This window comes from Mycobacterium sp. E1715 (assembly GCF_001667625.1).
Classification (GTDB): domain Bacteria; phylum Actinomycetota; class Actinomycetes; order Mycobacteriales; family Mycobacteriaceae; genus Mycobacterium.
Map to the genome: position 1 here is coordinate 16,624 of NZ_LZJJ01000288.1, position 17,367 is coordinate 33,990.

Below are 17,367 nucleotides of genomic sequence, written 5' to 3' on the forward strand. Positions count from 1 at the left end.
TTTGGTTTTGGACTTGGTCATTGGGGCGTGCACCGCCCGCTCGGCTGGCCGAACAGCTTGATGAAGATCGGGTTGCCCCCCTTCCCGTTGACTTTCATCAGGACCTCGCAGAAGTAGAAGCCGAAGTAGTCGCCGTTGAGGCCTTGCCGGGCCAAAACCTGATAGATGTCGGGAAGTTGCTTGAGCAGGTTGTCGACGTAGTCGCGGTCGGAGAGCACCTGCGCGGACATGCGATCCGTCTCGTGCACGACGTCCTTGATGGGCTGGCGGGCCTGGACGAGCAGGTTGGCGACGGACCCGGCCGCCGCGTTGACGTAGGCGAGCCCGGTGGAGATCTCATCCTTGCGCTGAGCCAAGCCGTTGACGAACTGGGACAGCTTGTCCAGGCCGTCGGAGAACTCGCGGTCGCGGACGGCAAAGGTGTGCAGCACGGTGTTCAGGTTCGTGATCAGCTCGGTGATCAGCTCGCTGCGCCCGGCCAACGTCGAAGTGAGCATCGAGGTCTGGGCCAGCACCGAAGCGACGGTTCCGCCTTGCCCCTGAAAGATCCGGAGTAGTTGACCGGACAGGGCGTTGACCTGATCGGGGTCCAACGCCCGGAACAACGGCCGGAACCCGCCGATCAGCGCATCGATGTCCAGCGCCGGCGACGTCCGCGCCAACGGGATCGTCGCGCCCGGCGGCAGCCGGTGCGAGCCTGGCCCCTCTTCGAGCGCGAGGTAGCGATCGCCGATCAAGTTCTCATAGCGCACAGCGACTTTGGTCCCCTCGGTGAGGCGCACGCCTTTGTCCACCGAGAAGCCGATGGTGACGGTGCCGTCGCGCTGCAGGTGCAGGTCCCCGACCTTGCCGACCTCTACCCCCGCGATGCGGACGAAGTTGCCGGACTTCAGGCCGGAGATGTTCGTGAAGACCGCGTGGTAGCCGGTGCGGTCTTCGAACCGAAACTGGCCGAAGACGGCGACGAGCGTGAATGTGAACACCGCGCACACCGCGGTAAAGGCCACGATGCGCACGATGATGGCGGACATCTTTCGTCTTTTCACGGCGGCGGTTGTCCCCCACGGTAGAAGTAGCGCGGCGCTTCGGGCGGGTTCTTCGTGGTCGGGAACCAGTTCGCCCACCACGGGTTACCGGTGGCCATGTTGGTGCGGATTTCGTTCGGGGCGGCACCCCATCCGGTGTCGGTGACCAGCGCACGTACCGGGAAGTTGGCACTCGGGTCGGGCAGCGACCCGCAGCTGGGCTTGCCCCCCGGGCCGCCGGTGGCATTGGTTTTCGGTAGGTGCTTGGGGTACCGGTACGGATCGTCACCGAACAGCAGCCCGGCGTCCAAGATCACCGAATAGCCGTTGCCGCCCAACGCGTCTCGGCCCCCGTGGTCGACGTACCACTGCGCGCCCTGGAACAAGCAGGTGAAGGTCGGCGAGTATTTGTTCAGCAGTGCCGTGGTCGGATCGAGCAGGTTGATCGATCGGACGATGTTGGATTCGTTCCTGCCGATGACGTTGATGCCGGTCTGGCTCAGGCCAACCGCCGACAACAACAGCGTGTCCAGCGACCGCTGGTTTTCGGTCAGGGTGTTGCTGGTCGTCGCCGCCGAATCGAGAATCGACAAAATGTTCTGGGCGGCATCGGAGTAGATCGCCGTCGTCTTGCCGAACAGCCTCCAGTCCTTGTCGATGGTGTCCATGCGGGGGTTGACGGTCAGCAGCACGTCGTTCGCCCCGGTGATGGCCTGGCCGAGCCGCTCGCCCTTGCCGCGCAACGCTTCCGAGAAGGCCGACAAGATCGCGTTCAGCTTCGCCGGGTCGATCGCATGGACCACCGATTGGAGGTTTTCGAAGACGGTGTTGACTTCGACCGTCACGTTGCGCGAGTGCAGCACCGCGCCGGGCTTGAGCGGGGTCGCGCTGGGGTTTTCGGGCACGATCAGGTCGACATACTTCGATCCGAAGGCCGTGGTCGACTTGATCTCCGCCTCGAGGTTGCTCGGCAGATACTTGAACGGGCCGGGCTGCATCTTGAGTTGCAGCTGAGCGGCTTTCACGTCGGTGCCGATCGAGCCCACCTGGCCGACCTGCACGCCGCGGAGCTTGACCTTGGCGCCCTGCTCCATCACGAGTCCGGCCCGGTCCGACACCAGCGTCAGCGGGATCGTTTCCTGGAATTTGCCGGAGAACGCCCCCGCGGTCACCGCGATGATTGCCCCGATGAGGATGAACAGAGTCGGAGCCCACCAGATCGGGTCGATTCTGCTGCGGCGGACACGATTCCGTTGCCCGGGGCCGCTCTCCCTGTGATTGCTCATGCAGTCATCCCGACAGGTTGAAGTTGCCGGACTGCCCGTAGACGGACAACGAAATCGCCAGGCAGACAAACGCCGTGACGATCATCGATGACCGCACCGAACGCCCGACGGCCTCCCCCACCCCGGCGGGACCACCTGTCGCGGTGAAACCGTAGTACGTGTGCACAACCATCACGCCCGTCGCCATGGTCAGGGCCGCCAGAAACGACCAGAACAAGTCGGTGGGGCGCAGGAACGTGGAGAAGTAGTGCTCGTATACCCCGCGCGATTGGCCGTAGCTGTAAATCGTCAGGAACTTGGCCGCGATGAAGGACATCAGCACCGCGACGGCGTAGAGCGGAATGACGACCAGGATCCCGGCGATGATCCGCGTCGACGACAGATACGTGATGGCGCGGATGCCCATCACCTCCAGCGCGTCGATCTCCTCATTGATCCGCATGGCGCCCAGTTGCGCGGTCGCGCCGGCACCGATCGTGGCCGCCAGGGCCAGGCCGGCGGTGCACGGCGCGATCATCCGAACATTCAGGAAGGCCGACAGAAATCCGGTCAGCGCCTCGACTCCGACGTTGGACAGCGTGTCGTAGCCCTGGACGGCGACCAGGGCGCCGGTGGTCAGGGTGAGGAAGCCGATGATGCCTACGGTGCCGCCGATCACTGCCAAAGCTCCTGTGCCCATGCCCATCTCGGCGATCAGCCGAAGCAGCTCGCCCGGATAGCGGCGTACCGCGTCGGCGATGTTGGCCAGGGATTGGCCGTAAAACGCCGTCTGTTCACCGAGCGTGCGGGCGTAATCGGTGGCCCTGGGGCCAAGGCTGATGATCCACGACGGTTCCCGCGCTGCGTCGGTCATTTCGCGGTGACCTTCACGCCGAGCGCGGTGAGCACGATGTTGATGAAGAACAGCGCCATGAAGGAAAAGACGACGGTCTCGTTGACGGCGTTGCCAACACCGGTGGGACCGCCGCCCACCGAGAGGCCCTTGTAGCAGGCGATCAGGCCCGCCGACAACCCGAACAGCGTGGCCTTGATCAGCGAAGTCACTACCTGGGGAAGCCCCGTGACAAGGGTCATTCCCGCGACGAAAGCGCCGGGGGTGACGTGCTGAACGAAGACCACGAAAACGTAGCTCCCCGTCAACCCGGTGACCGCGACCACCGAGTAGAGCAGGACCGCGACGAACGTGGCGGCGATGATGCGCGGAACCACCAGTGCCTGAATCGGATCGACGCCGATCACTTTCATCGCGTCGATTTCCTCGCGGATGGTGCGCGCGCCCAGGTCAGCGCACATCGCGGTAGACCCGGCGCCGGAAACAACCATCGCCGTGACGACGGGCCCGACCTGCGTCACCGACGCCAGGCCCGCGCCGGCGCCGGACAGATCACCGGCCCCGATCTCGACCAGCAGGATGTTCAGGACGAAGACGATGAGGACCGTGTACGGGATCGACAGCATGATCGTCGGAAAGATCGACACCCGCGCGACGAACCAGATCTGCTCCAGCAATTCCCGCCACGCCCACGGCCCCCGCACCGCGGCGACCAACGCCTGGGCGCTGAGTAGGAAGAACTCGCCCAACGCATTCATGGGCTTCGCGATGGTGGAGCCGTTCACAAGGCTCGCTCCGCCCGACCGCCGTCCATGTGGCCCAATCCCGTGTTCCATTCTCGTAATGCAATTAATGCGCCGGCAATTAGCCAGCGCGAAAGCACCGGTTGTTGTTACACGCCGACCGCGATGTCCGTTTGCGCGCCTAGATCACGCGAGGAATTTACGGGCAAACCCAATACCGCGTCAGGGTTGGAATCAACACGAAGCAAAATTGGCCAGGGCGAGTAAGACTCGGCAGAGGACCCGTGCCGTCTGCATACGCGGCACACGAGAACAGCTAAAACCCCAGAATGACACCCGTTCGCTTGGCGACAGATGTCAGACCGCCGGGTGCCCGGCCGGCGGGGCGCGAAGCCGGGCGGGCCAGCATGCGGTGAATGTCACAAATTTCGCGGAACGCCTCGGCAGCGCAGACGCTAAATGGCCACTCGTCGCTTGACGAGTCTTCCGTTGCCAACAACCCAGTTGAGCGTCCACGGCCACCGTCCCGTTCGGCTATCGCCGCCAAGCGACACGGTTCGGATTATCGGTGTTCAAAACAAGGGTTGCGTTCAGGATGAGGCTAAAAGCACCGATAGCAACAGCATTTGCGCCCGGATACGCTTACTCGGGTGACCGATACCCCGTCCTCCTACCTGGTGTTGGCGTCCCAGCGGAGCGGCAGCACGCTGCTGGTCGAGTCGCTGCGCGCGACCGGCGTCGCCGGCGAGCCGCAAGAGTTCTTTCAATACCTGCCCGCCACCAGCCAGGCGCCCCAGCCGCGCGAGTGGTTCGCCGGCGTGGAGGACGAATCGATCCTGAGCCTGCTTGACCCACTCGACGCCGGGACACCGGACCTCGCGCCGCCCGAGATCTGGCGCGACTACATCCGCACGGTCGGGAGGACGCCGAACGGCATTTGGGGCGGCAAGCTGATGTGGAACCAGACGCCACTCTTGCTGAACCGTGCGAAGAATCTCCCGAATCGCAGCGGCGACGGTCTCCTGGCCGCCATCACCGACGTGGTGGGCGAAGAGCCGCTCTTCATCTACGTGCATCGGCCCGATGTGATTTCGCAGGCGGTGTCGTTCTGGCGAGCGGTGCAGACGCGGGTGTGGCGAGGCAGGCCGGACCCGGCTCGCGATGCGCGCGCCACCTATCACGCCGGCGCGATCGCGCACGTCGTCACCATGCTGCGCGCCCAAAACGAGGGCTGGCGGAATTGGTTCGCCGACGAAGGCGTCAACCCGATGGAGATCCCATACCCGGTGTTGTGGCGCAACCTGACTCAGGTCGTGGCCTCCATTCTGGAGGCGCTCGGCCTCGACCCGCGGCTGGCCCCCGAACCGGTATTGGAACGCCAGGCCGACCAGCGCTCCGATGAGTGGGTGGACCGCTACCGTGCGGACGCCGAGAAGCTCGGCCTGCCAACCTGACCGCGGCCCGAGATCACTGCCGGCGGCGCGCCCAAAATTCAGGGCGAGCTAATCACTTGGTCCGGGCCACCCGACACGCCACCATTCCGTCAGCGGCCGTGCGGCACCTAGGCCGCCAAAGGCGAACGAGGAGCGGTCATTGTGGGTGAAAGCGGTCCGAATGACGGACGCGAGGAAAAGACCGGGCAACGGACCGGCCGGCCCAGACGGGTTCGATCGGTATCGGTGGACTGGTGGGCGACCGCGGTGGCCGGCGTGATCGTCGCGCTGGCTGTGGCCAACGCGCTTCCGAAGATCCCATGGTGACCCGGATGAGCACCCTTCGCGCCGAGCCCGACGAGACGTCGGCCGAGGCCACTTTCACCAGCACCCGCCCGCTCGACTACGTGCCGGGCATCCTGCTCCTTATCGGGGTCGGGGTGCTGGGTAAGTATGCCCAGGTGTGGTGGAACGCGCTGGCCAAACATCACCACTGGACCGTGCCCGACATCGAATACGTGTTGTGGGCCATCGTGATCGGGCTGCTGATCACCAACACCATCGGCCTGCACCCCATCTTCCGGCCCGGCGTGCTCACCTACGAATTCTGGCTCAAGGTCGGAATTGTCGCGCTGGGTTCGCGCTTCGTACTCGGCGATATCGCCAAGCTCGGTGGCGCCAGCCTGGTGCAGATTCTGGTGGACATGACGATCGCCGGAACGATCATCATCGGCGCGGCGCGCGCGTTCGGGCTGTCGGGCAAGCTCGGCTCACTGCTGGCGATCGGAACGTCCATCTGCGGGGTCTCGGCCATCGTGGCGGCCAAGGGCGCGATTCGGGCCCGCAACTCCGATGTCAGCTACGCGATCGCGGCCATCCTGGCCTTGGGCGCGGTGTCGCTGTTCGTGCTGCCGCCGCTGGGCCACGCGATCGGGCTCAACGATCACGAATTCGGCCTGTGGGCAGGCCTTTCGGTGGACAACACCGCCGAGACCACGGCCACCGGTTACCTGTACTCCGACCATGCCGGCAAGATCGCGGTACTGGTGAAGTCGACCCGTAACGCGCTGATCGGATTCGTGGTCCTGGGCTTCGCCCTCTACTGGGCCGCTCGGGGCCAGGCCGACGAGGTCGCACCCGGCGCAAAGGCCAAGGCCGCGTTCGTCTGGGAGAAGTTCCCGAAGTTCGTGCTCGGCTTCCTGGTGGTCTCCGCGATCGCGACCGCGGGCTGGCTGACCAAGGGCCAGACCGCCAACCTCGCCAACGTGTCGAAATGGGCGTTCCTGCTGACCTTCGCCGGCGTGGGACTCAACACCGACATCCGTCAGATCGCACGCACCGGATGGCGACCGCTGGTGGTCGCGGTCATCGGCCTCACCGTTGTCGCCGCGGTCTCGCTGGGCATCGTGTTGCTGACATCGCGCGTGTTGGGTTGGTACACAGGCACTTAGCCGCATGCGAGAGCCGTCAGCCGACGTTGGTGCCGCCCTCGGCGATCCTGCGCACCGCCCGGAGGAAGACGTCGATCTCCTCGAAGGTGTTGTAGAACGCGAACGACGGGCGAACGGTGGCCTCCAGTCCCAGGCGCCGGAGCGCGGGTTGTGCGCAATGATGCCCGGCGCGGACCGCGATACCCTCCGCGTTGAGCGCCTTGCCCACCTCGAGCGGCTCGTGTCCCGCCAGCACGAAGGACAGCACGCTGGCCTTCTCGGTCGCGGTGCCCACCAGACGGACACCGGGAATGTCGGCGAGGCGCGGCGTCGCGTACTCGAGCAACGAGTGCTCGTAGGCCGCGATGCGTTCGATGCCCAACCGCTGCACATAGCGCAGCGCCTCGGTCAGCCCGACCGCGTCGGCGATGTTGCCGGTGCCGGCCTCGAACTTGGTCGGCGGCCCCTGATATAGCGAGCGTTCGATCGTGACGTCGGCGATCATGTGACCGCCGCCCTGCCACGGCGGCGTCTCCGTCAGCGCCTCCTCGGTACCGTAGAGCGCGCCAATACCGGTGGGGCCGTAGATCTTATGTCCGGAAAACACCAGGAAATCGGCGCCGAGCTCGGAAACATCAACGGGCAGATGCTGAATCGATTGGGCGGCGTCGATAAGCACCCGAGCCCCATAGCGATGGCCCAATTCCACGATCTCGTCCACCGGGACCACCGTCCCCAGCGCGTTGGACACCTGACTGGCGGCCACCAGCTTCGTCCGAGGACCGAGCAGTTCCTCGAATTCGCTCAGCAATAGATTACCGGCATCATCGATCGGCGCAACCTTTAGGATCGCTCCGGTTTTCTGCGAAATGAGTTGCCAGGGAACGATGTTCGCGTGATGCTCGAGATGAGTGATGACGATCTCGTCACCGGGCTGCAGATGCTTTCCACCCCACGCGTGCGCCACCAGGTTGATGGCCTCCGTGGTCCCGCGCACAAACACGACGTTCTCAGAGCTTGGCGCGCCGATGAAATCGGCCACGGTGTCGCGGGCCTCTTCGTACGCGTCGGTGGCCCGGGCCGCCAATTCGTGTGCGGCGCGGTGGATGTTGGAGTTCTCGTGGATGTAGAAATGCGACAGCCGGTCGATCACCACCTGTGGCTTCTGGGTGGTCGCCGCGTTGTCGAACCAGATCAACGGCTTTCCGTTGACGACCTCCTTCAGGATCGGGAAGTCGGCCCGGATCGCGTTGACGTCGAACACCTCGTGCTCATCGGGCAGCCGCGGCACCGTATCGGCGACGCTCAGGAAGGAGTAATTGTGCTCGTCACCTCCGGCCGTCACCGGCGTTGGCGCGGCGCCGTCCGACCAGCCCAGGTCGGGGACCGGGGGCGCGTCGGACCCCCAGGAGGGCACCGAGTACGGCGACGCCCCACGCGCAGCCGCGGGGACCGCCGTGGGCGCCCCGGCCACCGCCCCGGGCACGGTCGGCACGACGCCCTGGCCCGGCACGCCAAAACCGACGAAGTCGCCGAGCACGGCGGTCGTATCCGGCAGGCCGCCACGGGGCGCGGCGGGAACCGTCTGCGGCGGGGCGTTCGGTTCCGGTGTCGCCGGAGCCGGAAGGTAGATGTCGGTGACACCCAGCGCCGGAATCGGCGCCGGATACACGTCGGCGGCCCCGGCGGCCGCCTGACCGGCTGACGTCGCGGCCGTGGCGTCCGGCACGCCGCCCCGCGGGGCGACCGGCGCCGCCTGCGGCGGGGTTTCGGGTTCGCGCGACGTCGGAGCCGGAAGGTAGATGTCGGTGACACCGAGCGCCGGGACCGGCGCCGAATACACGTCGGCGGCCCCGATGGCCGCCTGACCGGCCGACGTCGCGGCCGTGGCGTCCGGCACGCTGCCCCGCGGGGCGACCGGCGCCGCCTGCGGCGGGCTGTCGGGACCCGGCCGGATGCTGGCCGCATACAGCTGGCTTGCCAGCGCGGCGAGTTCCGCGGCGCTGATGGGCAGGTCGCTTTCGGCGTCTACCGCTCGATACTCACTTGTACTCATGGAACTGGTCCACGGCGACGTCGTCGAGCACGGCGAGCGCGTCGTCGGTGAGAACGGCCAGTGACGTGTAGAGCGTCACCAGGTACGTCGCGATTGCCGACTGGTTGATGCCGGTGAACCGCACCGACAGACCCGGCGCCTGCTCGCCAACCAGGCCCGGCTGGAACAGGCCGACCACACCCTGCCGCTCCTCGCCGGTGCGCACCAGGATGAACTTGGTCTTGCCGTCCTCCACCGGCACCTTGTCCGACGGGATCAGCGGGATGCCGCGCCAGGTGATGAACTGCGCGCCGAACAGGCTGACCACGGGCGGCGGCACACCCCGATAGGTGGCCTCGCGGCCGAATGCGGCGATTCCGAGCGGGTGAGTCAGGAAGAAGCTGGGCGTCTTCCACACCTTGGTGATCAGCGCGTCCAGGTCATCGGGTGCCGGAGCGCCAGCCAGCGTCTGGATGGTCTGCTCCGGAGTCGCCTGGGCCAGCAGCCCGTATTCGGGGCTGTTGACCAACTCGAACTCCTGACGCTCCTTGATCGTCTCGATGGTCAGCCGCAGCTGCTGCGCTATCTGATCGTGCGGACTCGAGTACAAGTCGGAGACTCGGGTGTGGATGTCAACCAGGGTCGAGATGCTTCGCAGCGTGTATTCGCGCGGGCTGGTCTCGTAGTCGACATATGTCTCGGGCAGCGGTTCTTCGGTGCCGGCGCCCGCTTCGGTCTTGATGGCGACCCCTTCGGGGTTGACCACCCGATTGACCCGGTAAAGGCCCGCTTCCACCGGGACCCAGCTGAGCAGGTGCAGCAACCAGCGGGGCGTAATGGTGGAAAGCTGCGGGACGGTCTTGGTCGCGTTGGCAAGCTGTCTAGCTGCAAGATCGCCGAGTGCCTGAGACTCGCTTTGAGCCGACGTCATCGTGGTCCTTCCATGCTCGATCGAGTGCTGCAGCGTGGTGCGGCAGGTCCATGATCACCCGCCGTGACCGGGTTCGCGCGCCGAGCCTAGGAGACTGTCGGAGCGGCGCAAAGCATTACTCCCGCGCTGAATTAAAGGGCCGTAAAGCGACCGCAATCTGACAGTGATATTCGTCTGGGCCTATAGTGGGGGCCATGCAACAGGCCGTTCAGCCGCGCTTCGTTCCTTCGCGCACCGCCGCCTGCTGTTGTTGTCGCTGTTGTTGATTTCCTGACGCTCTGAAGACGCAGTAGAAATCCCGCGCCCTGCCCACCGATGGGGCTACCACCGCCCCGGCCCAGACGCGCGTTCGCCAGCAAAAACTTTCAGGAAGAAAACCATCCATGACAGTGATGTCACTACCCACCCGCGCCTCCGCGCCGGTAGAGACCCGCCACCGGGTCCTCGTCAGGCCGGCAACCGAAGTCGCGCGGATGACGCGCTACCGCGGGGGCACATACTCCCATACCGTGGACACGGTCGTGTTCGACGATGGTAGCTCTGCCCGCACCGACCTGATCAGGGTCAATCCCAACCTCCACGCGTATTCCTTGGACTTCTTCGGCATCGCGCCTCATCAGCCATCCCGCTACCGTCTGGGCAGCTGGTCGGCGCTGCCCCACCTGCGCAGCCGCGACTACGAAGCCGAGGTCGACTGGATCCTGCGCAACTCTTTCCCGATGCGCACGACGGCCGAATTGAGCGAGCAACTTCGGGCCGCGGGCGACCCCGTGGGACGGGCCCACATCAGCGAACACGAGGCGATCGCCGCCACCCAGGCCGCGGTTTGGCATTTCACCAACGGTTTGACCCTGGATACTCGGCCCCTTAACGCACCCGTCAAGGTACGCCGGGCGGCCGGACGCGTGTTGACCTTCGAATTCGACGGCGAACCCCAACTCGGCGGTTACTCGGTGTGGGTGGACGCCGATGCTGCGGTCGGCTTGAAACTACAGAAGTCCACCGACGGCGTTGCCTGGCAAGACATTTCGCGCTCGCAGCTGACGGTGGGCGCGGGCAGGGGCCGTCATCGACGCACGCTCGGGGTGGGCAGCACGCTGTCGGCCAGCAGCCACGGCAGCGGCGGGCGTGGCTATCGCCATTACCGCTTGATCGCGACGACCGACGCGGCCAATCCGAAAATCGACCATGTTCGCTTCTGGCTGACCGGCTCCCGCCACTACCGCAATGCCGATCGAATTGTGCACCTCTACAATTATCTGATCACTGGGGCGCGCAAAGCCTCGCGCGATACGGTGGAACCACAACTAGTCGATACCGAAGCAACCGCCAATTCGGAGCTCATAGGACCGTTTCAAGTGCCAATCCCGTTGACGCTCAACGTCGGCGACGGACACACGCTCGTCGATTCCGACGGTGAGACGATCGTCGGCATTGTGCAGGCGGGCGCGGACTTTTACCTCCGGCCCGCACCGGGTACGTCCACAACGACGGTCACGGCGACAGCACCGGAAAGCCTCCCCGGACGGGTGCTGACCGGCGTCGCGCTGGAGGGAGTGGCACATCGATTCACACCCATTGCTTTGACCGTCCCCACGGCCGTGGCCATCGAATTCGACATCAGCTGGCAGACCGACGAGTCATGTACCGACATCGCCTGAGGAAGACAGATGAGCATCGCAGATAACGTCACACAACTGATCGGGAACACGCCGCTGGTCCGGCTGAACCGGGTCACCGAAGGGGCGGTCGCCGACGTCGTCGCCAAGCTGGAATTCTTCAACCCCGCGAACAGCGTCAAGGACCGCATCGGTGTCGCCATGCTGGATGCGGCCGAGCAGGCGGGGCTGATCAAGCCCGACACGATCATCCTGGAGCCGACGAGCGGAAACACCGGCATCGCCCTCGCGATGGTGTGCGCGGCGCGCGGCTACCGGTGCGTGCTGACGATGCCGGACACGATGAGCACCGAACGCCGAATGTTGTTGCGGGCCTTCGGCGCAGAGATCGTGCTGACGCCCGGCGCCGAAGGCATGGCCGGAGCCATCGCCAAAGCCGAAGAGCTGGCCAAGAACGACCAACGGTATTTCATCCCGCAACAGTTCGAGAACCCCGCGAACCCCGCGATCCACCGCAAGACCACCGCTGAGGAGGTCTGGCGAGACACCGACGGCAAGATCGACTTCTTCGTTGCCGGGGTGGGCACCGGGGGCACGCTCACCGGCGTCGCTCAGGTCATCAAGGAGCGCAAGGCGTCGGCGAAATTCGTGGCCGTGGAGCCCGCCGCGTCACCGGTCCTCTCCGGTGGCCAGAAGGGGCCGCACCCGATTCAGGGCATCGGTGCCGGATTCGTCCCACCGGTACTCGAGATGGACCTGGTGGACGAGGTCATCAAGGTCGGCAACGAAGAATCGCTGGACATGGCACGTCGGTTGGCCCGGGAGGAGGGACTGCTGGTCGGCATCTCATCGGGCGCGGCCGTGGTCGCGGCGCTGCAGGTCGCCCGCCGTCCGGAGAACGCCGGCAAGCTGGTCGTGGTGGTGCTGCCGAGCTTCGGCGAGCGGTATCTGAGCACCCCGCTCTTCGCCGACCTGGCGGATTAGCCATGTTCGCGGACATTCGACGTGACATCCGGGCCGCCAGGGAGCGCGACCCGGCCCGGCCGACCACGCTGCAGGTGATCTTCGCCTATCCGGGCGTGCACGCGATCTGGGGGCACCGGATCAACCACTGGCTGTGGAATCGCGGCGCCAGGCTCGCCGCGCGGACGTTTGCGGAGGTCGTCCGCATTCTCACCGGAGTCGAGATCCACCCGGGCGCGGTCCTTGGCTCCGGGTTGTTCATCGACCACGCGACCGGCGTGGTGATCGGCGAGACTGCCGAGGTGGGCGAGGACGTGACCATCTACCACGGCGTCACCCTCGGCGGCAGCGGACGGGACACCGGCAAGCGCCACCCGACCATCGGCGACAGGGTGATCATCGGCGCCGGCGCCAAGGTGCTCGGCGCGATCAAGATCGGCGACGACAGCCGGATCGGCGCCAACGCCGTCGTCGTCAAAGAGGTTCCGTCGAGCGCCGTGGTCACCGGGGTACCCGGACAGGTCATCAGCCGCCACGGGCGAAGCAGCCCGGACGACTCGATGATGCCCGACCTCGTGGGCGTCAGTCTCCAGTCGCTCCTCACCCGGGTAGCCAAGCTGGAGGCAGCCAACGACGGACAACAACAGTCCGAGCGTGTCATCAGGCCGCCGGAAGCCGGCGTATGGCACGGCGAAGACTTCTCCATCTGAGGACCACGTGAGCACTCTCGTCATCGCGGGGACGGCGCTGGTCGCGGCGCTGGGTGTCGCCAGCGTGGCGGGCGCGATGTTCAATCGGCGCTCCGGGGTGCTGCGCGAAGTCAGCCCCGATTCCCCGCCGGACACGTCCGACCTGGGCTTGGCACAAACGGGCCCGACGGTGGTGCACTTCAGCGCCGTGTGGTGTGGCCCATGCGCGTCAGTGCGCCGCGTGGTCGACCAAGTCTGTGCCGATCTTCCTGACGTGTCGCACGTGGAGATCGATATCGACGCCAATCCCGCCGCCGCCAAGCGGCTGTCGGTGTTGTCGCTGCCGACCACATTGATCTTCGACGCCGAGGGTCGTCAGCGCTACCGGAGCGCCGGGGTGCCGAAGGCGGGCGACCTACGGGCCGTGTTGCAGCCGCTAGTCGCCTAGCCCTCGAATCATCAAGTCGTCGAACGCCTTTCCGCACGTGCATCGGGTGTGAGCTCGGCGAAGTATTACTCACGGTGAACTTAATGCGGGCATGGAATGCGTTGTCGCCCCGAGCGTTGCAGAGTGGGTTAGTAACGAATCGGAAGGCGTGCCATGACCGAGCTACATCTGGCCGTTGCGCTGGACGGCTACGGCTGGCACCCACACGCGTGGCGGTCCGCCTTCGCGCACAACGCCACCCGCGGCGGACACCTCAGCGGTCGCTACTGGGCAGCCTTGGCCGAGGTCGCGGAGCGGGGCCTGCTCGATTTCCTGACCATCGACGACTCCTTCGATGTTCAGCCGGGGCGGCGGCCCGAGATATCGCCCCGCCGGTTGGCGGGCCGCGCGGATGCCGTCCTGGTCGCCGCGCGCATCGCGCCGGTCACCACCCATATCGGTTTGGTGCCCGTCGCGACCGTCACCCACACCGAACCGTTTCACGTGTCCAAAGCCATTGCGACGCTGGACCACATCTCGCACGGCCGGGCGGGCTGGCAGGTGCGGGTGAGCGCCACCGCGCACGAGGCCGCGTTGGTCGGGCGGGGCACCCGAACCGGCACCGACGAGCTGTTCGACGAGGCCGCCGACGCCCTGGAGGTGGCGCGGCGGCTCTGGGACAGCTGGGAAGACGATGCCGTCATCCGTGACGTGGCCACCGGGCGTTACATCGACCGCGACAAGCTGCACTACATCGACTTCGCCGGCAAATACTTCTCCGTCAAAGGCCCGTCCATCACCCCGCGGCCGCCGCAGGGCCAGCCGGTGGTGCTGGCGCTGGCGCACGCGTCGCGCGCCTACGATTTCGCCGCCGCAGGCTCCGACGTCGTGCTGATCACCCCGCACGACGACGACTCGCTGCGCTCGATCTTGCACGAGGTCGCCCAAGCGGAGCGCTCGGCGGGGCGTGCGCTGAAGGTGTACGCCGATCTCGTCGTCTCGCTGGGGGAAGACCCATTGACGCCCCCCGCCGCCATCTCCTCCGACGCGCACGTGTTCGCTGGCAGCGCAAGCGATTTGGCCGATCTGCTCCTGCGCTGGCGGGACGCCGGCGTCGACGGGGTGCGACTGCGGCCCGCGGTCAACGCGATCGACCTGCCCGCGATCGTCGATGAGCTGGTGCCGCTGCTCCAGCGTGCCGGAGTGTTCCGCACCGCCTACCGCGACGGCGAAACACTGCGCGAACGCCTCGAATTGGCTCCCGCACCCAACCGCTACGCGGCGGTGGCGCCGTGACTGTGACCCCGCTGTCGATCCTCGACCTGTCCCCGATCACCGCCGGGTGCGACCCCGCGACGGCGCTGCGCAACACCATCGACCTCGCCCAGCACGCCGAACGATGGGGCTACAAGCGCTACTGGCTCGCCGAACACCACTTCGTCGCGGTGGCCAGCTCGTCGCCGGCGGTGCTGATCGGCCAGATCGCCGCGGCCACCGACCACATCCGCGTCGGCTCGGCCGCGGTGCAGATCGGCCACACGACACCGATCGCGGTCGTGGAGAGCTTCGGCATTCTCGATGCGCTGTACCCGGATCGCATCGACATGGGCCTGGGCCGATCCGGGCAGCGACGCACGGAGGCCGCCGCGTCGCCGCCGGCGGCGTCCCCGTCGGCGCCTCGGCTGTGGACCGACGTCGAGGGCATCGTCATCCCCGCGCCGTTCGACCCCACGGCGCTGATGAAGAGCGACCGGATGCGGGCCCAGGCCTCGGTGCTCGCCCAGCCGTGCGCGCAACCCGCCGACTTCGGTGAGCAGATCGACGCCATCGAAGCGCTGCTCGACGGCACCTACAGCGTCGACGGTCACGAATTGCACGCCGTCCCAGGCGAACGCGCGCAGCTGACACCCTGGATATTCGGCAGCACCCGCGGCCAGAGCGCGGATGTCGCCGGTGCCCGCGGGCTGCCGTTCGTCGCGAGCTACCACATCACGCCGGGCACCGCCCTTGACGCGATCGCCGCCTACCGCGACGCCTTCCGGCCGTCCGCCCGGCTGGACAGGCCCTACGTGGTGGTCTCCGCCGATGTCGTCGTCGCCGAGGACAGCGCCACCGCGCGGCACCTGGCGGCCGGCTACGGCCGCTGGGTCCACTCCATCCGTAGCGGGCAGGGCGCGATCCCCTACCCCGATCCCGACCTCTGCGAACCCCTCACCGACGACGAACTCGAGCTGGTGGCCGACCGCACCGCAACGCAATTCGTCGGTAATCCCGACGAGGTCGCCGATCGGCTGGAACTGCTGCGCCGGGTGAGCGGGGCCGACGAACTCGTGATCACATCCGTGACGCACCGGCACACCGATCGACTGCGCTCGCACGAGCTGATCGCCAAACGATGGGGGCTGACCGGATGAGCGCGCGAACGATCAAGCGCCGCAAGCAGATAATTCTCGGCGCGCATTTTCCCGGGGTGAACAACACCACCGTGTGGTCCGATCCGGACGCCGGCAGCCAGATCGCGTTCGAATCTTTCGTGCACCTGGCCCGAACCGCCGAGCGCGGTCTGTTCGACTTCTTCTTCCTGGCCGAGGGGCTGCGGCTGCGCGAACACCGCGGCAAGATCCACGACCTCGACGTAGTGGGCAGGCCCGACACCTTCACGGTGCTCGCCGCACTCGCCGCCGTCACCGATCGGCTCGGCCTGGCCGGCACCATCAACACCACCTTCAACGAACCTTACGAGGTGGCAAGGCAATTCGCGACCTTGGATCACCTCTCCGACGGCCGCGCGGCGTGGAACATGGTCACCTCGTCCGACGCGTTCACCGGGGAGAACTTCCGCCGCGGCGGGTTCCTCGACCACGCCGACCGGTACAAACGGGCCGAGGAATTCATCACCGTCGCCCGGCGGTTCTGGGACGGTTGGGCGCCTGATGCGGTGGTTACCGACGTCGATGCCGGCATCTACGCCGACCCCGCCCGGATCCACATCGTCGAACACCACGGTGCCCAGTTCGACGTCCGCGGCGTGGCCTCTCTCCCCGCCGGCCCGCAGGGCCATCCGGTGTTGCTGCAGGCCGGTGACTCCAGCGATGGCCGAGACTTCGGCGCCCGGCACGCCGATGCGCTATTCACGCTGCACGGATCGCTGGAGGCGGGTCAGCGCTACTACGCCGACGTCAAGAACCGCGCCGTCGCCTACGGGCGGGCCCCCGACCAGCTGAAGGTCCTGCCCGGCGCGACGTTCGCGCTGGGTGACACCCCGGAGGAGGCGGAGGATCACGCGCGTCACATCCGTGAGCAGCAGGTCAGCGGCCCGACGGCGATCGCCTTCCTCGAGCAGGTCTGGGGAATCGATCTCTCCGCCTACGATCCCGACGGGCCGCTGCCCGACGTCGACCCCGTCGAGAATCCCGACATCACCCGGGGACGCGTCCGCCACGGCGACCCGAAGACCGTCGCGGCGACGTGGCGGGCCCGCGCGCAGGCCGAGAACTTGTCGATCCGGCAACTGATCATCGAGGTGACGAGTCGCCAGCAGTTCGTCGGGACACCGGCGCAGGTTGCCGACGAGATCGATCGCCATGTGCAGTTGGACGCCTGCGACGGCTTCATCCTGGTGCCCCATCTGACGCCACGCGGCCTCGACGAGTTCGTCGACAAAGTGGTACCGCTGTTGCAGGAACGCGGTAGCTTCCGCGCCGCATATCGTGGCGCAACGCTGCGCGAACATCTGGGCCTGCCGCCGGTGCCGGGCTGGTCGACTGGCCGCGTGGGCGTCGCGGTGGGCGGCTGACGGCCCCTGCCGGCGCTTCAAACGCTCTTCAAGATGCGTTCACCGCGATCGACGCTACGGTTGCCCTACAGGGCCGAGTCACCGGAAGTGAGATTGCGATGTACGACGCACACGCACCGCGGATCCCGCCGGCACTCGCCGCGCCGAGCCTCAACCGG

The 17,367-nt window shown here is 66.6% G+C and carries 16 protein-coding genes; 10 read left to right on the forward strand and 6 right to left on the reverse strand.

Annotated elements, in window-relative coordinates:
* Positions 1-17 precede the first annotated feature (17 nt).
* Genes A9X03_RS14675 through A9X03_RS14690 form a run of 4 tightly spaced genes read right to left on the reverse strand, consistent with a single transcriptional unit; the run spans position 18 to position 3,928 of the window.
* Complete coding sequence (locus tag A9X03_RS14675) at positions 18-1,031, reverse strand: MCE family protein (RefSeq protein WP_067748466.1); 1,014 nt, start codon at positions 1,029-1,031, stop codon at positions 18-20.
* Between the two features lie 11 nt (positions 1,032-1,042).
* Positions 1,043-2,311: an MCE family protein gene (locus A9X03_RS14680; RefSeq protein ID WP_067748464.1), complete on the reverse strand. Its 1,269-nt coding sequence runs from the start codon at positions 2,309-2,311 to the stop codon at positions 1,043-1,045.
* 4 nt (positions 2,312-2,315) lie between these two features.
* Positions 2,316-3,164, reverse strand: a complete 849-nt coding sequence (locus A9X03_RS14685) for an ABC transporter permease (RefSeq protein ID WP_068261633.1) — start codon at positions 3,162-3,164, stop codon at positions 2,316-2,318.
* Complete coding sequence (locus A9X03_RS14690; protein WP_067748460.1) at positions 3,161-3,928, reverse strand: ABC transporter permease; 768 nt, start codon at positions 3,926-3,928, stop codon at positions 3,161-3,163. Before A9X03_RS14690 ends, A9X03_RS14685 begins: the two co-directional genes overlap by 4 nt.
* 608 nt (positions 3,929-4,536) lie before the next feature.
* Between A9X03_RS14690 and A9X03_RS14695 the strand changes: the two genes are divergently transcribed.
* From A9X03_RS14695 to A9X03_RS14700, 3 genes are all read left to right on the forward strand, one after another.
* Complete coding sequence (locus A9X03_RS14695) at positions 4,537-5,340, forward strand: Stf0 family sulfotransferase (RefSeq protein ID WP_067748458.1); 804 nt, start codon at positions 4,537-4,539, stop codon at positions 5,338-5,340.
* A gap of 141 nt (positions 5,341-5,481) precedes the next feature.
* Entirely contained in the window at positions 5,482-5,646 is a 165-nt protein-coding gene (locus A9X03_RS29265) for a hypothetical protein (RefSeq protein ID WP_156669889.1), read from the forward strand.
* Positions 5,640-6,770, forward strand: coding sequence for a YeiH family protein (locus tag A9X03_RS14700; RefSeq protein ID WP_067748456.1), 1,131 nt, complete (start codon positions 5,640-5,642; stop codon positions 6,768-6,770). Before A9X03_RS29265 ends, A9X03_RS14700 begins: the two co-directional genes overlap by 7 nt.
* Before the next feature lie 16 nt (positions 6,771-6,786).
* Here A9X03_RS14700 and A9X03_RS14705 read toward each other — a convergent pair whose 3' ends face one another.
* A complete protein-coding gene (locus A9X03_RS14705; protein ID WP_067748454.1) occupies positions 6,787-8,805 on the reverse strand; it encodes a family 2A encapsulin nanocompartment cargo protein cysteine desulfurase in 2,019 nt (672 codons plus the stop codon).
* Positions 8,792-9,715 (reverse strand): family 2A encapsulin nanocompartment shell protein, encoded by a 924-nt coding sequence (locus tag A9X03_RS14710; protein WP_067748452.1) that lies wholly within the window; start codon positions 9,713-9,715, stop codon positions 8,792-8,794. Before A9X03_RS14710 ends, A9X03_RS14705 begins: the two co-directional genes overlap by 14 nt.
* A 383-nt stretch (positions 9,716-10,098) precedes the next feature.
* Between A9X03_RS14710 and A9X03_RS14715 the strand changes: the two genes are divergently transcribed.
* From A9X03_RS14715 to A9X03_RS14745, 7 genes are all read left to right on the forward strand, one after another.
* Positions 10,099-11,376 carry a thioester domain-containing protein gene (locus A9X03_RS14715; protein ID WP_067748450.1) on the forward strand — a complete coding sequence of 426 codons (1,278 nt, stop codon included), beginning with the start codon at positions 10,099-10,101 and terminating at the stop codon, positions 11,374-11,376.
* 9 nt (positions 11,377-11,385) lie between these two features.
* Positions 11,386-12,318 (forward strand): cysteine synthase A, encoded by a 933-nt coding sequence (gene cysK / locus A9X03_RS14720; RefSeq protein WP_067890056.1) that lies wholly within the window; start codon positions 11,386-11,388, stop codon positions 12,316-12,318.
* Positions 12,319-12,320: 2 nt separating this feature from the next.
* A complete protein-coding gene (gene cysE, locus A9X03_RS14725; RefSeq protein WP_067748446.1) occupies positions 12,321-13,007 on the forward strand; it encodes a serine O-acetyltransferase in 687 nt (228 codons plus the stop codon).
* A gap of 7 nt (positions 13,008-13,014) precedes the next feature.
* Complete coding sequence (locus tag A9X03_RS14730) at positions 13,015-13,434, forward strand: thioredoxin family protein (RefSeq protein WP_067748444.1); 420 nt, start codon at positions 13,015-13,017, stop codon at positions 13,432-13,434.
* Positions 13,435-13,587: 153 nt separating this feature from the next.
* Positions 13,588-14,709: an LLM class flavin-dependent oxidoreductase gene (locus A9X03_RS14735; RefSeq protein WP_067748442.1), complete on the forward strand. Its 1,122-nt coding sequence runs from the start codon at positions 13,588-13,590 to the stop codon at positions 14,707-14,709.
* The gene (locus A9X03_RS14740; protein WP_068261635.1) at positions 14,706-15,827 is read left to right on the forward strand and encodes an LLM class flavin-dependent oxidoreductase; all 1,122 of its coding nucleotides are present in this window, start codon (positions 14,706-14,708) and stop codon (positions 15,825-15,827) included. Before A9X03_RS14735 ends, A9X03_RS14740 begins: the two co-directional genes overlap by 4 nt.
* On the forward strand, positions 15,824-17,209 hold the full coding sequence (locus A9X03_RS14745; RefSeq protein WP_067748563.1) for an NtaA/DmoA family FMN-dependent monooxygenase: 1,386 nt from the start codon (positions 15,824-15,826) through the stop codon (positions 17,207-17,209). The genes A9X03_RS14740 and A9X03_RS14745 overlap by 4 nt, the downstream gene beginning before the upstream one ends.
* Positions 17,210-17,367: the final 158 nt, after the last annotated feature.